Consider the following 3948-nt stretch of genomic DNA (forward strand, 5'->3'; position numbering starts at 1 on the left):
GTTCTCAAATCTTTCTTTTCCTATAGTATAGTTTTTGTTACTTAATTTTGGTAAGATAAGAGATATTGTAAAAAATAGAAAATTCACTTAGATATAAGGGGCATTCAATCATCATGTTATCCTTTTTAAAAAATTCACTTACTGACAATAGTCAAAAAAAACTTAAAAGATATTATAAAATTGTAGATCAGATTAATTCGCTTGAAGAAAAGTATCAGGCGTTTAGTGATGAACAATTAAAAGATATGACCATTACGTTCAAAAGTGAACTAGAGAATGGTAAAAAGATTCAAGATATTATTCCAGATGCATTCGCTGTAGTTCGTGAAGCATCGAAACGTGTGCTAGGTATGCGTCATTTCGATGTACAATTAATCGGTGGACTTGTTCTCTGTGAAGGAAACATTTCCGAGATGGCTACAGGGGAAGGAAAAACACTTGTTGCTTCTCTTCCCAGTTATGTAAGAGCGCTTGAAGGAAAAGGCGTTCATGTTATTACGGTTAATGAATACTTAGCAAATCGTGACTGTGAAATTATCGGACAGATTCATGAATTTTTGGGCTTAACTGTAGGGTTAAACCTACCTCAAATGCAAACTCCTGATAAACAAGCTGCTTATAATGCAGATATCACTTATGGTGTTGGTACAGAATTTGGCTTCGACTATTTACGAGATAATATGGTTGTCGATCCAAAAGAAAAAGTACAACGCCCTTATCACTTTGCCATCATTGATGAAGTTGATAGCGTGTTAATCGACGAAGCAAAGACACCGCTTATTATCGCTGGAAAGATGCAAGCGAATACGGACCTTCATTATATATCTGCCCGATTAGCGAAATCATTCAAAAGAGACGAGCATTATTCTCTTGACGAAGAAACAAAAGCAACAAATCTAACGGATGCTGGTATTGAAAAAATAGAAAAAGCTTTTGGTGTTGATAATTTATATGATTTAGACCATCAAACACTATACCACTATGTAATACAAGGTGTACGTGCACATGTAATGTTCCAAAGAGATGTTGATTACATTGTCAAAGAAGGTAAAATCTTACTTGTTGATATGTTTACTGGTCGTATTATGGAAGGCCGCTCACTAAGTGATGGTCTACATCAAGCAATTGAAGCAAAAGAAGGACTAGTTCTTACAGATGAAAACAAAACACAGGCGTCCATCACAATTCAAAACTATTTTAGAATGTACCCTTCCCTTGCCGGAATGACAGGTACGGCTAAAACAGAAGAAAAAGAATTTATGGAAGTATACAAAATGCAGGTTGTGCCAATTCCTACAAACAGACCTAAAGCTAGGGAAGATTTAAATGATCGCATGTATATGACAACTAAGCAAAAGTACGAAGCGATGCTTGAACAAGTTAAAGAATGCCACAGCAAAGGCCAACCTGTGCTAATTGGAACAACATCTATTCTGCAATCCGAGAAAGTTGCCGATTATTTAAAAAAAGCAGATTTAGAATATGAAATCCTAAACGCTAAAAGCGTAGAGCAAGAAGTTCGCTTGATTTCTCTAGCAGGACAAAAAAATCATATTACGATCGCAACAAATATGGCTGGTCGTGGAACGGATATCCTTCTTGGAGAAGGTGTTGCTGAACTTGGAGGACTATTCGTATTAGGAACAGAAAAACACGAAAGTCGCCGTGTAGATAATCAATTACGTGGTCGTGCTGGACGTCAAGGTGACCCAGGCCGCACTCAATTCTTTATTTCGTTAGAAGACGATATGTTCCGTCGTTTTGCCCATGAAGAAATAGAAAAAATGAGCAAAAAACTTAAAGCAGATGCTACAGGACTAATTACGAATAAATCAATTGATGAATTCATTGATCGTACTCAGCGTATTGTAGAAGGTTCAAACTATGGAATGCGCGAATACAACCTAAAACTGGATGATGTGATCAATGAGCAACGCAATATTATCTACTCCATCAGAAACAAAGTAATTGCAGGAGAAGAAATTATTGAACTAGCGAAAAAAATGACTACACTTGCTGTCAACAATGCTATTGAGCAGTCATGTAAAGAAGAAGTGGTTCCAGAAGATTGGCCAATTCAAGCTATTCAAGAAGAAATCAACAGTATTCTAGCCACTCATGAAATCACACTTGTTGATCGAATTACGAACCAACAAGATATTCATGATATTGTGAAGCCGTACTTAGATGCCTATATCGAGCAAATAGAAGCACGAGAAGAATCTATTGACTTCCAGAACTCATTAAAGTATGCCATTATCGGTGTATTAGATCGTCAATGGATTAGCCACTTAGAGCTAATGGCACGCTTAAAAGAAGGTATTGGACTTCGTTATTATCAACAAGAAGATCCTATGCGTATTTACCAAAAAGAAGGATTGGAATTATTCACACTTTCCTATAACAAAATAGGTAAATACATCGCCTTAGAAACAGCTCATTTAATGCAATTGATTAACTTACAGCAATAAAGTGAAACTTTGGGGGTTTTCATCCATCCCCCACGGATTATTAGTAAAACAAATCGGGTTCTAACTGGCGATTAATCCCCCACTTAAGCGTCTTTGCTTTTACTTTCGTTTTGAAGTGGGAGTCTTAGCGCCAGTTAAAACGGGATAAAAGTACATAGAGAGCTGACAACAAGAGTAAATAAATCAGTAACATTCAGGAGGAAATACTATGCTTTCAATATTTCGTAAGAATAATAAAAAACTAAAAAATGAAGGAAAAGAAAGCACCGTTTCATCAGAGGAAATACTAAATCAAAAAGACGATAACATCGATTTCGACCAAGAAACAGAAATTGAAACAGAATTATCAATACATCCTTCTTGGGCGCTTTCTCAAGAACAAGGCTATGTATATCGTTTCTTAAATAATGAATTAGCACCACTTAAACCAAATCAAATTTCATTATCCGGAATTGAATTGCAGCAAGATGGCGATCATTTGATTGCTGTTGCTTTTGTCCGTAATAGCCTAAATAAAGCCATCACATTTGAAAAGGTAACTTTATTATTATTAGACGATAACCAGCAGCCATTCGCTCGTCATGAATTTGATATGGCGGAACTTGGTGAATTACCAAAAACAAGCAGCCGTCCTTGGCAATTTGTATTTCCTAAAGAATCTTTAATGAAATCTGAGTTCTCGACTTCAGATTGGACGCTTGCTTTTGAAATCAAACCTAAGCATGCTCTAGACCTTGCAGAATCTTGGGATAAAAGCTTAAGCTCTGAAGGTAAAGCTCAACTGAAAGAAATTGTAGATGGGCTAACTCCACCTAAACACGGTGAAGTAAACTTCATGGGACTTCAAGCTGCTAAACATCCCGATGGTAATTTACATGTAACAGTGCTAATCAGAAATGGTAGCCCTAAATCAATTAGTATTCAGCAATTACCACTTCAAGTTTGGGATGCTTCTGGAGAAATTGTTGCAAAGGGAGCGTTTAAATTAGATGAGTTAGAAGTAAAAGCAAACACAACGAAACCTTGGACATTCATCTTCCCTAGCTCATTAATTTTAAAAGAAGAACTTGATTTTAGTACGTGGAAAGTTGCAGCTGTAGAAGCTTAATAATGAAACAGACTTGTTCTATTGAACGAGTCTGTTTTTTGTTTTTTTCTATTAACCTCTGGCTTGGAATTCTATTAATGCGTGGAATTGCAACTCTATTCATCACGCTTAGTGCCAGAGTTAGAAACGGCAGCTTACATACTGATTGCTTTCATTGGGGCGAAGATGGGATTAACATTGCTAAATATCCATATTCCACATAGCATTTTCTTCACTGTTATGATTTTATCTTTTGTTACAACTTTCACCTTTCATTACGTTCACAAGGTGAAAGAAGAACACACTATATAAAGTGAAACTTTAATCGGTGGGGGTGTTCGTCCATCCCCGACCGATTATTAGTTGAATCAATCGGGTTCTTACTGGCGC

General features: G+C 36.5%; 3 protein-coding genes. All 3 read left to right on the forward strand.

All coding sequences use genetic code 11. The annotated features are described in order from the left end of the window. Positions 1 to 113 precede the first annotated feature (113 nt). The 3 genes from secA2 (at position 114) to V7014_RS00140 (ending at position 3870) form a co-directional block, all read left to right on the forward strand. Entirely contained in the window at positions 114 to 2471 is a 2358-nt protein-coding gene (secA2, locus tag V7014_RS00130) for an accessory Sec system translocase SecA2 (protein ID WP_335502546.1), read from the forward strand. A 208-nt stretch (positions 2472 to 2679) separates the two neighbouring features. After that, entirely contained in the window at positions 2680 to 3579 is a 900-nt protein-coding gene (locus V7014_RS00135) for an accessory Sec system S-layer assembly protein (RefSeq protein ID WP_335502549.1), read from the forward strand. Between the two features lie 111 nt (positions 3580 to 3690). Beyond that, positions 3691 to 3870 carry a hypothetical protein gene (locus tag V7014_RS00140; RefSeq protein WP_335502552.1) on the forward strand — a complete coding sequence of 60 codons (180 nt, stop codon included), beginning with the start codon at positions 3691 to 3693 and terminating at the stop codon, positions 3868 to 3870. Positions 3871 to 3948 lie beyond the last annotated feature (78 nt).

The sequence above is a fragment of the Bacillus sp. JJ722 genome, assembly GCF_036963345.1.
Classification (GTDB): Bacteria; Bacillota; Bacilli; order Bacillales; family DSM-1321; genus Bacillus_AD.